General features: G+C 66.6%; 17 protein-coding genes. 6 read left to right on the forward strand and 11 right to left on the reverse strand.

Features of this window, described 5'->3' with window-relative positions; translation table 11 throughout:
* Positions 1-118 precede the first annotated feature (118 nt).
* Positions 119-706 carry a DUF6611 family protein gene (locus BR47_RS0116155; RefSeq protein ID WP_051634835.1) on the forward strand — a complete coding sequence of 196 codons (588 nt, stop codon included), beginning with the start codon at positions 119-121 and terminating at the stop codon, positions 704-706.
* A gap of 467 nt (positions 707-1,173) precedes the next feature.
* On the opposite strand, the gene BR47_RS0116160 is transcribed toward BR47_RS0116155, so the two are convergent.
* Positions 1,174-2,331 carry a fatty acid desaturase family protein gene (locus BR47_RS0116160; protein ID WP_020099760.1) on the reverse strand — a complete coding sequence of 386 codons (1,158 nt, stop codon included), beginning with the start codon at positions 2,329-2,331 and terminating at the stop codon, positions 1,174-1,176.
* 32 nt (positions 2,332-2,363) lie between these two features.
* Positions 2,364-3,455: a ferredoxin reductase gene (locus BR47_RS0116165; protein WP_029120150.1), complete on the reverse strand. Its 1,092-nt coding sequence runs from the start codon at positions 3,453-3,455 to the stop codon at positions 2,364-2,366.
* Positions 3,456-3,540: 85 nt separating this feature from the next.
* Here BR47_RS0116165 and BR47_RS30725 point away from each other — a divergent pair, with 85 nt between their 5' ends.
* Positions 3,541-4,797: a PucR family transcriptional regulator gene (locus BR47_RS30725; protein WP_036427421.1), complete on the forward strand. Its 1,257-nt coding sequence runs from the start codon at positions 3,541-3,543 to the stop codon at positions 4,795-4,797.
* Here the strand turns inward: BR47_RS30725 and BR47_RS30730 are convergent.
* Positions 4,777-5,259 (reverse strand): M15 family metallopeptidase, encoded by a 483-nt coding sequence (locus BR47_RS30730; protein WP_020099757.1) that lies wholly within the window; start codon positions 5,257-5,259, stop codon positions 4,777-4,779. The genes BR47_RS30725 and BR47_RS30730 overlap by 21 nt on opposite strands.
* Positions 5,260-5,371: 112 nt before the next feature.
* Here BR47_RS30730 and BR47_RS0116180 point away from each other — a divergent pair, with 112 nt between their 5' ends.
* Positions 5,372-6,220 carry a class I SAM-dependent methyltransferase gene (locus BR47_RS0116180; RefSeq protein ID WP_029120151.1) on the forward strand — a complete coding sequence of 283 codons (849 nt, stop codon included), beginning with the start codon at positions 5,372-5,374 and terminating at the stop codon, positions 6,218-6,220.
* On the opposite strand, the gene speD is transcribed toward BR47_RS0116180, so the two are convergent.
* Genes speD through BR47_RS33780 form a run of 6 tightly spaced genes read right to left on the reverse strand, consistent with a single transcriptional unit; the run spans position 6,210 to position 12,369 of the window.
* Entirely contained in the window at positions 6,210-7,415 is a 1,206-nt protein-coding gene (gene speD / locus BR47_RS0116185) for an adenosylmethionine decarboxylase (protein ID WP_029120152.1), read from the reverse strand. The genes BR47_RS0116180 and speD overlap by 11 nt on opposite strands.
* Entirely contained in the window at positions 7,396-8,487 is a 1,092-nt protein-coding gene (locus BR47_RS0116190) for a type III PLP-dependent enzyme (protein WP_029120153.1), read from the reverse strand. Before BR47_RS0116190 ends, speD begins: the two co-directional genes overlap by 20 nt.
* Before the next feature lie 54 nt (positions 8,488-8,541).
* Positions 8,542-9,162, reverse strand: a complete 621-nt coding sequence (locus tag BR47_RS0116195; protein WP_029104818.1) for a DUF1345 domain-containing protein — start codon at positions 9,160-9,162, stop codon at positions 8,542-8,544.
* Positions 9,163-9,221: 59 nt separating this feature from the next.
* Positions 9,222-10,721 (reverse strand): serine hydrolase domain-containing protein, encoded by a 1,500-nt coding sequence (locus BR47_RS0116200; protein ID WP_029120154.1) that lies wholly within the window; start codon positions 10,719-10,721, stop codon positions 9,222-9,224.
* A gap of 10 nt (positions 10,722-10,731) precedes the next feature.
* Entirely contained in the window at positions 10,732-12,111 is a 1,380-nt protein-coding gene (locus tag BR47_RS0116205) for an amino acid permease (protein ID WP_051634836.1), read from the reverse strand.
* 48 nt (positions 12,112-12,159) lie between these two features.
* Positions 12,160-12,369, reverse strand: a complete 210-nt coding sequence (locus BR47_RS33780; protein ID WP_029120156.1) for a hypothetical protein — start codon at positions 12,367-12,369, stop codon at positions 12,160-12,162.
* Between the two features lie 141 nt (positions 12,370-12,510).
* Between BR47_RS33780 and BR47_RS0116215 the strand changes: the two genes are divergently transcribed.
* Positions 12,511-13,041 carry a DinB family protein gene (locus BR47_RS0116215; protein ID WP_029120157.1) on the forward strand — a complete coding sequence of 177 codons (531 nt, stop codon included), beginning with the start codon at positions 12,511-12,513 and terminating at the stop codon, positions 13,039-13,041.
* Here the strand turns inward: BR47_RS0116215 and BR47_RS0116220 are convergent, their stop codons facing one another.
* Positions 13,042-13,509, reverse strand: coding sequence for an SRPBCC family protein (locus BR47_RS0116220; RefSeq protein WP_029120158.1), 468 nt, complete (start codon positions 13,507-13,509; stop codon positions 13,042-13,044).
* 99 nt (positions 13,510-13,608) lie between these two features.
* Here BR47_RS0116220 and BR47_RS0116225 point away from each other — a divergent pair, with 99 nt between their 5' ends.
* Positions 13,609-14,211 (forward strand): TetR/AcrR family transcriptional regulator, encoded by a 603-nt coding sequence (locus tag BR47_RS0116225; protein WP_029120159.1) that lies wholly within the window; start codon positions 13,609-13,611, stop codon positions 14,209-14,211.
* Positions 14,212-14,294: 83 nt separating this feature from the next.
* Positions 14,295-14,570, forward strand: coding sequence for a hypothetical protein (locus tag BR47_RS0116230; RefSeq protein WP_141772236.1), 276 nt, complete (start codon positions 14,295-14,297; stop codon positions 14,568-14,570).
* A gap of 53 nt (positions 14,571-14,623) precedes the next feature.
* On the opposite strand, the gene BR47_RS34030 is transcribed toward BR47_RS0116230, so the two are convergent.
* A partial coding sequence (locus BR47_RS34030; RefSeq protein ID WP_081831319.1) for an HNH endonuclease signature motif containing protein occupies positions 14,624-16,075 on the reverse strand: 1,452 nt, incomplete at its 5' end.

Genomic DNA, 16,075 nt, shown 5'->3' on the forward strand with positions numbered 1-16,075 from the left:
AGGAATATGACCTGGTCTTGACGCGATCTGAACACCCGCTGTAAAGATCGCCTCCAGCTGCGTAAGGATTCCGTACACATCCCGTCCGTCCCGCCGGCGAGCGAGTAGACCGACATACATGGAGAACCCGCACTACTGGGTCGGCGGTGATCGCTGGCCCCAGCCGCTGCCCAGTTGGGCGCCTGCCTCCAGGCGGTGGTGGACTCGCCTGCTGGACGGCGACCACGTGTGGGGGTCGTTGAGCGTCTCACCCACCCGCTACGGCGTGACACGCTATTGGCTGGTCGTGTACCCACCTGGCATCGACAATGTCGAGCGCCGTTGGCTGCGCGCGTGGCGGGCGTGGCCGACGTGGGGCACCGTCCTGTGGCTGTTTTCCCTTCTGCTGCTTGGTGCTGCGACATCCTGGCTGCAGTTCGCCATTCCGACCGTCGTGTGGCTGGGAGTTGGGGTCGCGCTCTTCGCCCGGGTCGCACGATCGCACGCTCAGATTCGGACACTCTGCATCACCCGGTTCGCCGGCCGACCCGATGAGCAATTCGAAGCCGAGTACGTCGAGCTGAAAGTACTGGTAGGCAAGCTCCGGGCCGCAGACATGTGGCGTGATCAGGGCCGCTTGTCGGCAAGCGCTCACGAAGCGATCTGGTGGCAGGTCTACGACCGGCTCGGAGCAGCCCAAACCGCCAACGAACACCACTGTCCCTGAACGGTTTCGACTGAATCTGACAGACGGCCGTTCCACCTCACATCAAGGAGATTCTCAATGGTCATGGTTGCACGTCACCACCACGAAATGACGACTTCGCTGCTACCTTCGTGGATTACATTGGCGCGACAGGGATTTCGACGCCTGTGGGCCCGACGGAATTTAACCCTTCAAGAACGGGCCAACTTGTTCGCTACCTACACGCCACCAGCCCTGATCACGGCGTCGCTGGGCGGGCACATCCGTTGATCTGCGGCGGGCCGTCCAAGGGCACATGGCCTGCAGCTCAAGGTGCGGTGGCGACGCTGCTTTCTGAAGGCGCTTACGCCGCGGATTGCGGTCACATAGTGACTGCAATCCGCGGCATAGGTGTCGGTAACCGTAGGCAGCACCGCCAACGGCGCGATGTCCTACGAGGAAGCCCAGGCACTCACTGATGACGTGAATAGCTCACGGTAACAACAGAATTACGCGGCTGCTGCCAGGTCCGGCGTGGCTGCCGGTGCCCGCCGCAACCGGAGGCGCGGCAAGCGCATCGTCGCGTATCGGTTGGGCAGGGAGAGCCGGAACACCTTCCGCCACGCCGACGCGACCTGTCGCGGCAGTGAGCCGCTGGTGTAGGTCAGCCCGTAGCGTTCGAAGAGGTCGGCGACCTGCGGTGCGATCTCCTGGTAGCGATTACTGGGCAGATCGGGGAACAGGTGGTGCTCGATCTGGAACGACAGGTTGCCGGTCATGAAGTGCATCCACCGACCACCGGAGATGTTGGCCGAGCCGAGCATCTGCCGCAGGTACCACTCGCCGCGGGTCTCGCCCTCGATGGACGCCTTCTCGAACGTCTCGACGCCTTCGGGGAAGTGTCCGCACATGATGACCGAGTGGGTCCACCAATTGCGGATGAGGTTGGCCGTCAGATTCGCGGTGAGCGTGGTCAGCGCCGACGGTCCCGACAGAAGCGGGTGCAGGACATAGTCTTTCAGCGCCTGGCGGCCGGTTTTGGCCAGCACTTCCTTGCCCTGACGGCGGAACTCTTCCTTGTCGGTCTTGCCCTTGAGGTAGCGGCCGATCTGCAGGTCGTATGCCGCGATGCCGTACTGGAAGAAGCAGGCGTTGATGAAGTTGGTCAGCGGCTGCATCAGGTAGAAGGGACTCCACCGCTGATCCTCGTCGACGCGCATGATGCCGTAACCGAGGTCATGGTCCTTGCCGAGCACGTTGGTGTACGTGTGGTGCAGCTCGTTGTGCGAGTGCTTCCACATCGCGGCGGGCGAGGCGCTGTCCCATTCCCACGTCGTGGAGTGAATCTTCGGGTCGCGCATCCAGTCCCACTGGCCGTGCATCACGTTGTGGCCGATTTCCATGTTGTCGATGATCTTCGACACGGCCAGCCCGGCGGTGCCGGCGATCCATGCCGGCGGGAACAGCGAGAACAACAACACGGCGCGGCTGGTCAGCTCGAGCTTGCGCTGGCCGGCGATGACCTTGCGGATGTAGGCGGCGTCTTGTTCGCCGCGGCTGGCGATGACGTTGGCGCGGATCGCGTCGAGTTCGATGCCGATGTTCTCGATGTCGGCCTCAGAGAGGTGCGCGACGGGGTTGTTGAGTTTGCGTTGGATTGCAGTCATGGCGTAACTCCTTGTGTGAAGGCAGTTTTCGATCAGATGTCGATATCGCAGGCGCCGGCGGCTGCGCTGATGCAGGTTTGGATTACGACGCCGTCGCCTTCGACGGCGGTGGTGAGGTCGCCCGTGCGCACGTCGCGCACTGCTCCTCGGCGGAGGGGGACGACGCAGCCGAAGCACACGCCCATCCGGCAGCCCGAGGGCATCAGGACGCCGGCGGCCTCTCCGGTGTCGAGCAGCGTCTGATCTCCGGCGGCCTCGGTGGTGGTGCCGCTCTTGCTGAATGTCACGGTGCCGCCGTCGCCGGTGGCGAGGATTTCGGCGCGGAACCGTTCGGTGTGCAACCGGTCGGCCATGCCGGCTGCGGTCCAATGCTGTTGCAGCGCATCGAGTAGTCCGGCGGGTCCGCACGCCCAGGTATGGCGCCCGGTGAGGTCGCCGACCAGTTCCTGCAGGCGCGTCACGTCAAGCCGACCGTCGGTGGCGGTGTGGACCTCGATCAGCCGGATCCGGCCGCGCGCAGCCAGTTCGCGCAGCTCGCCGGCGAAGATCATGTCGTCGGGCGTCGGCGCGCAGTGCACGACCACCGCGTCGGAGTCCGTGCTGTCGGCGAGGTTGCGCAGGATGCCCATGATCGGGGTGATGCCGCTGCCGGCGGCGACGAACAGCAGCTTGTCCGGCGTAGCGGTGGGAAGGACGAAGTCGCCGGCGGCCTGGTCGAGGTGCAGCAGCGTGCCGACGGTAGCGCGACGCACCAGGTAGTTGCTGACCGTTCCGTCCGCGACGGCTTTGACGGTGATCGCGATGTGCCCATCGGGGCGATCGGTGTGCGAGGTCAGCGAGTAGGTGCGCCATTGGCGTACCCCGTCGACATCGATCCCGATGCGGGCGTACTGGCCGGGGATGTGCGATTGCCATCCGCTGCCGGGCTTGATCGTCACGGTGACGCAGTCGCGCGTCTCGGGGTGTACAGCGGTGATCCGGCCGCGCAGCGGGGCTCCGGAACGCAGGGGTGCGACGAGGTCGAGGTAGTCGCCGGGCAGCAGTGGGGTGGTGATCCGCTCTGCCAGCTCGAGCACACGCCGGCGCAATCCTGCAGCGGTCGGGCGAACTGATGTCGTGGTCATGCTCTTAGCTTCCATGAGCAGGCGGTACAAAGTCCTATGCTGGGAGGGTGATAGATCCGGATCAATTTGTTCGGAAAGAACAGTTATGACGGATCCCGCTGCCCGATTCAGTGGCCTGGACCTCGACGAGGAGATAGTTCGGGCGCTGGAAGGGGTGTTGCCTCAGATGGCCGAGCGGACCGTCGCGGCGGTCACGGCCGAGGTGCCGAGCTACACCGACGCGTTCAGCGGACCGATGGGGCAGACCATCGAGAACGCGGTACAGCTGGCGCTGGGCGCGTTCCTGCGTCTGACCACCCGGTCCCACGACACCGATCCGGGGCCGAGGCTGTCTCCGGCGCTCGACGGTGCCTACGACCTGGGTCGGGGTGAGGCCCGCACCGGCCGGTCGATCGATGCCCTGCTGTCGGCCTACCGGGTCGGCGCTCGAGTGTCGTGGCGAGAGCTCTCGGCCACCGCGGTCGCAGCAGGACTGTCTGCGGCGACCACCGCGAGGTTCGCCGAAATGGTGTTCGCGTTCATCGACGAACTGTCGGCGGCCAGCGTGTCGGGCCACGCAGATGAACTCGCCGCCGCCGGCCGGGTCCGGCAACGCCACCTCGACCGGCTCGCCGCGGAACTGTTGGCGGGCGCGCCCATGAACCAGCTGCTCGCCAGTGCCGAGCAGGCCGACTGGAAGCCGCCGAAGACGCTGAGCGCCGTGCTGCTGCCGGAGGTTGAAACCCGCAAGCTGTCAGTCCTCTTCGCCCAGGAAACCCTCCACACGAGTCTTGACGTGTCTGAGGTGGACGCCGGTGAATCGCTGGCCGTGGTGCTCGTCCCCGACGCCGATGGTCAGCAGCGGCAGCGGGTCCTCGACGCCATGACCGGCAGCCGCGTGATCGTCGGACCTTCGCGTCAGTGGTGGCAGGTGAAATCCTCCTACCTGCGCGCGATGCGCACCCGGGCCCTGGTGGCAGGTGGCTCCGGTGTCGTTGACACCGAAGAACACCTCGTCGACCTGGTGCTCAGTGCCGACCACGACGCCGCCGACGACCTGCGTCGGCGCGTGCTGGCGCCGCTCGCTGGGCTGCGACCGAGCACAGCTGAACGGCTCGAGGAAACGCTACGGGCCTGGGTCCTGCACCTCGGCCGCCGCGACGCCGTCGCCGAGTCGCTGTTCGTGCACCCGCAGACGGTGCGTTACCGCATGACCCAGCTGCGCGACTTCTACGGCGACCGGCTCGACGATCCAGATGCGGTATTGGAAATCACTGTGGCACTTGGCCTTACCGGCGCGCGGACACCTGGAGCCACCACGACGCTGGAATCGAGCAGCGGATCAGCTGGCGGCGTTGGGTAGCAGCGGAGGGCAGTCCCCGTGGGCATCGGTGGCCAGCTCGAAATGCCAGAGTTCGTTGGCGTAGATCTGACACAAGCCGAAGCGCCCACCATTGGCGATCAGCCACTTGTCGGCACTCTGGCCGCCGATGTCGACGGCCTGGCCGCTGACATGCTTGGACTGCTGCGGCGTCTGGACGTACTGCCGCGCAGCGTTGTAACTGCCGTAGGTCTGGATCGCGTCGTCGAGCAATTGCTGCTGGAACTCTGGAGAGCGCCAGCCGGAGGTGATCGTCATGGGGATCCCCTCGGCAGCCGCCGCGGTCGTCGCATGCTGGACCGCCGCCAACAAGGCCGGATCAAGCCGGCCGACCGCCGGATCAGAAACATCGAAGGGGCTCGCCGCATCGGCGGACGCGGATGGCATCGGTCCGAGCAGCGTGAGCGCACCTGCCAAGGCCAACGTGGTCGCAGCGAGTCGCATGGGGGTCGAGACTACTTGAGGTTGCGAATCCGTCTCGCTGTCGAGCACCGGGCGCTACCCTCCGCTCAGGCCGGTGCTCATCGACCGTCGCCATCGCCGCGGAGGAGAAATCATGACCGGCACGACTTCGTCGGATCAGGCCGACGCCGACGCGGCACTCAAGGCGAAGCACCGCGCCCTGTGGGCCTCCGGCGACTACGCCACCGTCGCCTCCGACCTGATTTCGTCGCTCGGCCCGGAGCTGGTGCGCGCCTGCGGAATCCGGCCGGGAGATCGCGTGCTCGACGTGGCGGCCGGGTCGGGTAATGCGGCGATTCCCGCGGCGGCGCTCGGTGCGACGGTCACGGCGAGCGACCTGACCCCCGAGCTGTTCGATGCCGGCCGAGCCATCGCTGCCCAGCGCGGCGTCGAACTGGAATGGATGACGGCAGATGCCGAAGCGCTGCCCTACGAAGACAACAGCTTCGACGTCGTGATGTCCTGTGTCGGCGCGATGTTCGCACCACATCACCAGATCACCGCCGACGAGCTGGTCCGGGTGTGCCGTCCCGGTGGCACCATCGGCATGATCAACTGGACGCCAACCGGTTTCATCGGTCAGTTGTTCGCGACCATGAAGCCCTACGCAACCCCGTTGCCCCCCGGCGCCAGCCCGGCGCTGCTCTGGGGCGACGACAACCACGTGCGAGAGCTGTTCGGCGACAAGGTGACCGAGCTGACGGTTCAGCGGCAGACGGTGACGATGGCCCGTTGTCCGACGCCGGTCGAATTCCGTGAATACTGGAAGACCAACTACGGGCCGACCATCGCCGTCTACAACTTCAACGCTGACCAACCAGATCGAATCGCGCAGTTGGACAGCGACTTCGAACAGTTCCTGACTGCGGCCAACCAGTCGACCGCGCCCGGCCACACGCTGTATCAGGCCGAATATTTGCTGGTCACCGCGGTCAAGCGGTAACGCTGCTTCGCAGCGAGATCGGCGGCGCCGTCGCGGCGGCCAATGCAACGGCGTCGATCGTCTGACACCGGTACGGGAGTGTCTCCAGCCGTGCCGTCATCGTGCCGAGCGGATCCTCGAGCACCCCGGTGGTTCCCGACAGGAACGCCCACTCGTGCTCGTCGCTGCCGAAATAGACCACGGTGGCGAAGGTTTCACCGAAGCGCTCCCACGATCGGATCAGCGTCTCGTTGCGCCAGAGCGTGGGGCAGCCCGCCTGGCCGACCACGATGGCGCCGATGTCGCCGCACAGCTTCATGAAATCGGCGCCGTAGAGGCGGTTGTGTTGGGCGGGCTCGGTTCGTTCGTCCGGCAGGTCGATGACGACGACGTCGTAGCGGGGGCCGGTGTGGTTGGCGACGAACTCGTATCCGTCGGTGTAATGCACCGTGACGGGGCCGAGTCCGGCTTCTGCGCTTGCCAATTCAGCGGGGGTGTAACCGTAGGGCAGATGTTCGGCACAGAGCCGGACGGCGTCGCGGTCGATGTCGACGTGATCGACGTGGGTGGCGCCGGCAGCCACGGCCATCTGGCTGGCCACGCCTTCTCCCGAGCCGATGATCAGCACCCGGTCGACGGTCTCGGTCAGCAGCAGCGCCGGCACCATCAGGGCCTCGTGGTAGACGAGCTGGCTGAGTTCGGTGCTCTGGCGGTCCGAGTCGCTGAACAGTGCGATGCCCTGCTCCGTCCGGCCGATCACCAGATGCTGAAACTCGGTGTGGACATCGCACAGCACGTCGGTCAGCTGCCAGGTGCGGGTGATGCCGGGCGCCATCGTCTCGACGATCTGGCGGCCCGCTCCGCGAAACACCGTGTGGATGTGGGCATCTGCCGCGCCCACGGCCTGTCGCAGCAGCCGGACGGCCTCCTCGGCGTCGGCCGACTCACCGCAGGTGAAGACATCGACGAACATCGCGCCGCGCTCGGGATAGCTGTGGATCGACGCGTGCGATTCGGCCAGCAACGCCAGGACGGTGACGCCGTGTGGCTCGAAGCGCTTGTCCACCATGTCGCACACCGTGGCCCCCGCGCGCTCGACGGCAGTGCGCAGCAGGTGTCGCAGCCGCACGCGATCGTTGGCCAGGTCGCGATCGACACCGGTGAATTCGGCCAGTACGTGACAGCCCGCGAAACTGCTACCTGGTTGTGACTGCATCAGTGACCTCCACGAACTGCGTTGCAAGTGGCTCGAATCCATTGAACGACGACGAGTAGCTCGTCGTATACGCGCCGGCCGCATCGATCTCGACCAGATCGCCCGGCCGCAGCGTCACCGGCAGTGGATAACGCCGGTACAGCACGTCGTCGCCGTCGCACGTCGGGCCGGCGACCACGGCGTCGTCGACGGGATCGCCATCGCGGCTCGTGCGCAGGCGGTACCGGATGTACTCGTTCTCGGTTTCGGCCAGCCCGCCGTAGCGCCCGATGTCGAGGTAGACCCAGCGGCCGCCGTCGGTGCCATTTCGCACCGACACGACTTCGCACGAGAGCGTGCCGGCCGAGCCGACGACCGCGCGCCCGGGTTCGAGGACGACGTGGGGGAGCGCCGGGAAATACCGTCCGAGGGCGTCGGTGATGGCGGCGCCCACGACCTCGACGCCGGGTACGGGTGCGTTGTACGGGATCGGGATGCCGCCGCCCAGGTTGAGTGTCGTCAGGGTGGGCACGGTGCCGAAAATGTCGCGCGCGCAACGGATACCGATTTCCCATGCGGCTGGGTCGAGCTGCTGCGAGCCGACGTGGAAGGCCACTCCGTCCGCCCGCAGCCCCGACCGAGCGGCCTCCGTCAACAACCCGACCGCATCGTCCGGCGCGCATCCGAACTTGTGCCCGAACGGTGTCACCGACGACGGGAACGCCGGTGCGATGCGACATTCGACGCTCGACCCGGGCGCGTTCTCGGCGATCGCCTCCAAGCCGGCTGCGGTGTCGAACGTGAATCGCCGCACGCCTCGCGCAAACGCGTACGCGACCTCGGCGGGCTTCTTGAGCGGGTTCCCGAACGTCATCAGGGCGCCGTCGATGCCGGCCGCCGTGCACAGGTCCGCCTCGCCGACGGACGCGACGTCAAACGTGCAGTCAAGGTCGGCGAGGAGCCGGAGGACGGGTTCTGCCGGATTGGCCTTCACCGCGTACCGAATCTCGGCCGTGGGCAGCGCACCGCGCAACGCAGCAACGTTCCTGCGCACCGTCGCGAGGTCGATCCTCAGGTAGGGCCTACTGGGCACACGCGGCAGAGTACTGAACCGAGCCGTCCGCTGCGCGCTGATCGGTGAGTGGTTTCAGCCGACGAGGTTGATCACGAGATTGATCGTGCACGCGATGATCACGGTGCCATAGATGTAGCTGAAAAGGCAGTGCCGGAGGACTTCCGCCCGTATCCGTGAGTTCGTGACGTCGGTATCGGACACCTGGTAGGTCATCCCGAGGTTGAACGAGAAGTAGTAGAAGTCGCTGTATTGCGGATCGACATCGGGGTTGTTGAAGTCGATACCGCCGGGTTCGTCGTCGTAGTAGATGCGGGCGTAGCGCGCCGTGTACATGGTGTGCAGCAGCGCCCACGTCGCGAGGATCGCGGCGAGCGACATGCCTGCGTACGACGCCTTGTCCGCGTCATTGGCGGACAACAACAGGATTCCGATGGAGGTCAGGCTGGCCGTCAGGATGAGGAACAGGACCAGATCGCCGATCTCGTCGTCGACGTCGGCTTCACCGGCGTGCTCCTTCGTCTGGTCGGGGTCCATCCGCCACAGCGCCACGAGCGCCCAGAGGACGTAGCTCGCCGCGGTGACGATGACGACCGCCAGCAGGCCGACGGGCCACCGTTGCGACAAGATCCCGGTGGCCAGGCCGACTACGAGGCCCGCGGTCAAGCTGATCCAGAATCTGTTCGCACCGGAGATTGAGGTCACCCTGTGCATTCTCCTGCGGTGACGGTGATCTCGGCGCGCTTCTGCCCGCGTCAGCTCCCGTAGAGACGCAGCGCCCGCGCGGCTTCCGTGGCGATCTCGCCGCTGAGCCTCGCGATGGGTGGGCCGCCGCGTTGATGGATCACGTTGGCGAGCACCGCGACGTACGTGTCCGATCCGGGGTCGATCCAGAGGGTCACCCCGGTGAAGCCGGTGTGACCGAAGCTGCCGACGGGAAACACCATGCCGCGGGGTCGCGAGTGCTCGGTGTCGATATCCCAGCCGAAGCTGCGCAGTTCCTGTCCCGCGATGGCCGGATAGTTCGGCGCCAGCAGCGGATCCGTTGTGTTGGGGTGATTTTCGGTGGCTGCTCGGCTGGCCGCATCTGCCGCGGGCACCTGTCCGGCGTTGTGCCCGGGCTGTTGCGGCGTCGCCATCAATTCCGCGGTGGACGGTGCCAAGGGGAACAGGCTCGGACGTCCGGCGAGCCGATCGAGCAGTGCCTGCGCGTAGCGGCCGATGTCCGCCACCGTCGAGAACACTCCCGCGCTCCCTCCGGTGCCGCCCATCCGCCGGGCCGTCGGGTCATGCACCGTGCCGCGGATCAACTGGTCGAAGTCGGGGTTGATGCCGGGCGTGTCGTCATCGTGGGCGGTCGGCGCGACACGCGCCAGCAGGTCGGTGCTCCAGGTTCCCGGCGGGCACGGGCCCGATGGTCCGCCGGTGAAAACAATTGCCGTACCGCGAACTTGGTGCGGACCGCATGCCTTGGTGGCGGGCAGGTACCGGGTGTCGGCAAGATCGAGTGGCGCAAAGACGTTGTCCTGCACGTAGTTGTCCAGGGATTCGCCGGTTATCTTCTCGATCAGGGCGCCGAGAATGATGAAGTTCAGGTCGGAGTAATGGAATCCCTCGCCCGGACCGAACTCCAAAGGCGCTGTGAGCGCACGACGAATGCCCTCCGCCTTGTCGGCACTCGTCAGCCCCCACGGGCCTTGGTGACTGAGATCGCCACCGGTGCCGGACGTGTGCGTCAGCATCATGCGCACCGTCACCTGGGCGCGGCGTGGATCGTTGGTCGGATTGAACTCCGGAAAGTAGGTCTGGATCGGTTCGTCGACCTGCACCAGGCCTTTTTCGTACAGCTGCAGGAAAGCCACCGTCGTCGCGATGCTCTTCGACAACGATGCGAGATCGAAGATGGTGTCGTCGGTCATCGGTTCGGCCGGTGCGGAGGATCCGTCCAGTGCGGGTTCGTCGTCGAGTCGGCGAGCGCCGTAGGCCTGTCGGAAGACGACCTTGCCGCCATGCCCGATCTGAATCACCGCGCCGGGCAACCGATGTGCCGCGATGGCGTCATTCACCAGGCGGGACACTGCGGCGAAGGGTCCGGTGGGAATGACGCTGGGCACCGGAGTGGCGGCCGCAGAGGTCGTGGCCGGAGGCTGAGCGGCCGGCGAGGTCGCAACCGGCGGCGGCGTCGGATGGCCGCATGCCGCGAGGGCAAGCGCCACCGCGGATACCCGTGCGACGTGCGACCCCGACACCTTCACCGCTTCGACGTTAGCGCCTGACCCGGTTCAGCAGGGACCCGACGATGAGCAGACCGCAGAACCACAGCGGCAATGCGATCGCTCCGGAGTGCGACGACGGGTCCAGCGTCATCAGGATGTAGATCAGTGCGAAATACGCGAGGCACAGGTAGTTCGTGATCGGCGACATCGGTGTCTTGAAGACACCGGCGCCTTCGCGCGCCCGGAATCGTAGGTGGCTGAGCGCAATGATGCTCCACGTGATCAGCTCGGCCCCGACCACGACGGGAATGAGGACCGCGAGAGCCTTGCCGGGCAGCACGATGTTCAGCAGTACGGCCACGGCGACGAATCCGGAGTTGAGCAGCAGGGCACGCACCGGCACACCGCGGGCGTTGGTGTGGGCGAGGAACCGGGGGGCCTGGCCGCTGGCGGCGAGGTCGTACAGGACACGCGCGTTGCTGTAGGTCATGACGTTCGCCACCGACAGCGCGGCGGTCAGGACGACGACGTTGAGCAGCGTTGCGGCGCCGCCGATCCCGAGGCCGACGAGCATCAGCACGAACGGGCTGCCCTCGGTGCCTACCTTGTCCCACGGCCAGATGATGAGCATGACGCCGATGGCACCCACGTAGAAGAGCAGGATTCGCAGCAGAACCTGATTGATGGCGCGGGGGATGTTGCGGGCGGGTTCCTCGACCTCGCCGGCTGCGGTGCCCAACGACTCGATGCCGCCGAACGAGAACGTGATCGCGACCAGCGAGATCATGAAGGCGCCGAGCCCCTTCGGCGCGAAACCGCCATGCGCCCATAGGTTTTCCAGTCCGTGCACGTTGTAGTCGCCGGCGCCGAAGATGATCGCGATGCCGAGGACGATCATGGCGATGACGGCCGTCACCTTGATCAGCGTGAAGTAGAACTCGAATTCGCCGAACGCCTTGACGTTGATCATGTTCGCGGCGGTGATCAGCACCAGACACACCGCGGTCGTGATCCAGCGCGGCAAGCTCGGGAACCAGAAAGCCATGAACTCCGAAGCGGCCGTCAACTCCACCATGCAGACGACGACACACACGTACCACCAGTTCCAGCCGGCGATGAATCCCGCCGGCTTGCCGAGATATTCGCGCGCGTACGCCGACCACGACCCCGCGACCGGATGGGCGACGGCCATTTCGCCGAGCATCCGCATGACCCCGTAGAGGACGATGCCGGCGATGGTGTAGCCGAGCAGAACGATCGGCCCGGCGGTCTGCACTGACGTGCCGGAGATGAGGAACAGGCCCGTCCCGATCGCGGAGCCGAGCGAGATCATCTGCAGATGACGGTTCTTCAGGTCGCGGTGCATCGGGGCGTCGGTCGTGGAGACGGCACTCCGCGGTCCCTCAGCGGGACGGGTGCTCGGAGCCATCGGGTTGCCTTCCATTCGGTGTGATCGCGTGCTGGTGAGGGGCTGGGACTAGGTCGGTGCGGCGGGCACGTCGACGCGGGTCTGCAACACCCGCCCGGCCGACTCGCCCCGCACCAGACCGTCGTGCGTGGTGTCGTCGACAATCAGGTACAGCGCCACGGTCAGGTCGCCCGTCTCGCCGGCCGAGTACACCCGGCCCGCCGGTACGTCGCTGAACCACAGGCGGCCGTCGTGCCATCTCGGACCTTCGCCGTACACGAACCCGTCGATGAACGGCTCAACAGCTGTTGACGTCGTCGTCGGACCATCCCCTTCGCTCGATGAGTGCGTAGAGGCTATCCCGTGCTGGTGGGAGACCGATCCGAATCACCGTGCCCGACCGGGTGCGACACTGGTCCGGTGACGACTCCGGACGCGATCGAACCCGACACGAAGGACTGGACGTGGGTGCTGTCGCGCGCCTGCCCGGAATGCGGCTTCGACGCGTCGTCTCTCCAGCACACCGACGTCGCCGCCCGGATTCGCGACGACGCCGCTGACTGGGTGCACCGTCTCGCCTCGCCCGGCGTCCGGACCCGGCCCGCGCCCGGCGTCTGGTCGACGCTCGAATACGGAGCCCATGTCCGCGACGTGCACCGCATCTTCAACCACCGCGTCCAGCTGATGCTCACGGAGGACGATCCACAGTTCCCCAACTGGGACCAGGACGAGACGGCGATCGCCGACGACTACGGCTCGCAGGACCCGGCAGTGGTCGCGACGGAACTGTTCGACGCGGCGAACACCGTCGCCGCCACGTATGCCAATGTGCCGGCGGACTCGTGGAGTCGGCGCGGATTACGCAGCAACGGAAGCGAATTCACCATCGCGACGATCTCGCTGTATCACCTGCATGACGTCGTCCACCATTCTTACGACGTCAGCCGCTGACTACTCCGCGGCGGCTTTGATCGCCCGCAGCGTTTGACGCATCCCGTCCCGCATGGATGCGGTGAAGACGTCCTGCCCGCCCATGTAATTGTCAATGACGTGGACCGTCCCGTCGGGGCTGCCGTCGGGGCTCTCACGCCGCTGGGTGAGCTTGGTCCCGCCCGATGTGGGCTCCAGGCGCAGGGACCAGATGGCCCAGTTCTCCTTGATCCGGAACGCGATCTCGCGGCCGCTGTCCAACCGGATGATGGTGCCGTGCGTCTTCCATTGGAAGGTGCCGTTGTTGTTCAGGTTGGTGAACTCGACCCCGTCCGCGACCTGCTCGGCGCCGCCGCGCAGCCGGGTTGATTCGACCTGAGGGCTCCACTCGGCCATCCGGCGGACGTCGCTGACCAACGTCCACACCGCGTCGGGCGGGGCGGCGATGTCGATGCTCTCCTCGAGCGCGGGTTGCGGATTCGAAGTCATGCGGGCACTCCAATCGCGAAGTTAAACGTCCGATCGGACGTGTTTCGGAGCCTAGCGATCACAGAGATTTACGTCCAGTCGCACGTATAAAATGCGGAGGTGACAACCGACGATCAGCCGGATGGGCGACGCGTCCGCGGTGACGCGACCCGGCGGAAGGTCGCCCACGAGGCGGCGATGATCGCGACGACGCACGGGCTCGACTCGATCACGGTCGGCGCGCTGGCCACGGCGACCGGGGTCAGCAAGAGCGGCATCCTCACGGTGTTCGGGAACCGCGAGGCGATCCAGGTCGCCGCGGTGGCCGAGGCGCGAAACATCTATCGCGAGACGATCATCGCAAAGGCGTTTGAGGCCGCCCCCGGCGCGCCGCGGCTGCGTGCGCTGATCGACGCGTGGGTCGACTACCTGACCGCCGGCGTGTTCCGCGGCGGTTGTTTCATGGCGGCGACCACGGCGGAATACGGCCGTCGCGATGGTCCGGTCGCGGACGGGGTCAGGAAGCTCAAGCGGGGCTGGCTGCGGCTGCTGGAAACCGAGCTTGCTGTCGCGGGCTCGCCGGCCCCGGCCGACGACGCGTTCAAGATCGACGCGTTTCTCACTGCCGGCAACGGCCGAAGGGAATTGTTCGCCGACGATGCCGAGCTGCTGCGCGCCAGAGATCTCGCGATGGGCGTCGTCGGCCAACTCGCGGGCACCTAGTCGGCGATTGGCCGATTCCTGGTCCCTGTGCGCTTTGCCGGCGTAGCTTCAGATGCATCTGACGATGCGAACTGGGGGTTGCTATGGCATCGAGGACACTTGGCCTGCTGGCGGCGGGAGCGGGTGCGGTGGCCGTCGCCCTACTGGGCGCGAACCCGCCGGCTGACGCTTCACTGGCGATCCAGCCGTTCCCGGCGTGCTTCCCGTGGGAATGGAACTGCGGGCCCGGCGGCTTCTCGACCCCGGCCGATGATGGCATCCCCGGCGACAACGCCGCAGAAGGTGGCATTCCCGCTCCCGCGGTCGTGCCGAACGTCGACGGTTCACTCAGCCCGCCGGGCATGCCGGGCGACGTGTAGCTCGCCGCAATACCCCTGAAAGTCATGCCTTTTCAGGGGTATTCATGCCGCACTCAGAGTGGCGGCGGGATGTCTTGTTGCTCTGCGGATTCGGCGGCCGCGGCAGCCTCGGCGGCTTCGCGTTCTTGGCGTTCTTTGCGTTGGCGGTCGAAGGCTTCTTGTGCGGCTTCGCGCTCGTCGATGTCGGCTTGGTTGAGGGCGCGTTCGTAGGCGATCTGTTGGGCCTGGTTTTGGGCGCGGGTGCGGCGGCGGATGGGCATCATGATGCCCCGGCCGGGGGCCGGTGGGGTGTCCAGATCGGGGGCGCCCGGCGGCGGACCGTCCGGTAGTGGGGTGTCGGTGATCGTGCGGGGGAACAGGATTCGGCTTTCGGGCACGCTGGTGTAGGTGTGGCCGGTGGGTGCGGTCCACACGATGGTGCCGTCGGGTTGTTGACGGTCCTGCCAGCCGTCGGGGCCGCCGTAGAAGGTTTTGAGTAGGTGGTGTTTGCGGCATTTCGGGTTGAGGTTGCCTGGATGGGTCGGCCCGGCCGGCCACGGGATCGTGTGGTCCACATCGCAGTGGGTGGCGGGCTGGTCGCAGCCGGGGAACATGCATGTCATGGCCCGCATGCGGACGAATTCATCCATCGCGACCGACGGCCGGTAGCGGGGCACCGCGTCCAGATCGGTGGCTGAGGCGACGGTGCGGACTTTGGCGCCACGGGCCACCAGATCAGCCAGCACCGCCGGTGGCACCACGCCACCGCCGAGGACATAACCGACCGGGGTGCGCACAGGGGCCGGGGGTTTAGCGGAAGTCGGGGCGGGAGCGGGACTGGACGACGCGTCAGGCGCGGTACCGCTGGCCGGTTCGGCCGCAGCAGGAGTCGGGGTTTCGGCGGGCCACGAATCGGCTGCCGGTGCGGGGTCGGGCATCGGAGTCGGCGCTGTGTTGTTCAGGGGCGCAGGTGCGGGCGTGAAGACCGCCTCGGGTGTGGGCTCAGGTTCCGGCACGAAGTCCGGCTCAGACGCAGGCGGGGCAGGCGTGGGCACCAGCGGCGCCGCCGGGTCCCCACTGAGCAGCGGATCCGCCACCGGGACCGGCAGGGAATCAGTCAACACGTGGATCACCACCGCGGTGGCACGGGCATCCGGCCCAGCCGCCGGGCAGTCGGGATTACCGCACTGGCACGCCAGCCGGTCCCCGCGGGCCGCCAGCACCCCGAGCGCGTCGGCGCGGCGCTGCCCGAAGGTACGCGGATCGTTCTCGCACACCTGCCGGGCCATCTCAGTCAGCACCCGATCGAGCAACTCGGCATCGGTGGCCAATAGTGCACCCCAGATCGACGCGACACCGGTCTCATCATCCGGTTTGCCGATCCCGACCCCGCGGCGGCGGGCAGCCGAGCGCACCTTGATCACCGCGGCCGGATCGAACTTCTGCACCCAGCCGTCGATCTTGCGTTCAATCTTCTTGCGCGACAACCCCGCCCACTCACACAACGCCCCCGCCAACGCGGCATC

This window comes from Mycobacterium sp. UNC410CL29Cvi84 (assembly GCF_000686745.1).
In the GTDB taxonomy this organism is placed as follows: Bacteria; Actinomycetota; Actinomycetes; order Mycobacteriales; family Mycobacteriaceae; genus Mycobacterium; species Mycobacterium mucogenicum_B.